This window comes from Roseibium sp. AWQ4_254, from assembly GCF_056161025.1.
Window position 1 is genome coordinate 1 of record NZ_JBSWYH010000131.1, and the last position, 224, is coordinate 224.

1 protein-coding gene is annotated in these 224 nt (G+C 62.9%); it reads left to right on the forward strand.

The features are described 5' to 3' along the window. Positions 1-224 (forward strand): IS66 family transposase (locus ACXAIC_RS24920; protein WP_475187157.1); only part of this gene is annotated, 224 nt, incomplete at both ends.

Below are 224 nucleotides of genomic sequence, written 5' to 3' on the forward strand. Positions count from 1 at the left end.
CGCATGGTCCGGCAAGGGGAAGCGCTCTTTGCCGATGACACCCCGGTCAAGCTTCAGGCTCCGGGAACGAAGAAGACCAAAACTGCCCGGATCTGGACCTATGTCCGGGATGAGCGGTCATGGGCCGGGGCCTCTCCACCGCTGGCGTGGTACCGGTTCACGGTTGACCGCAAGGGCAAACATCCTGAGGGCCACCTGTCTGGCTACAAAGGCTGGGTTCACGC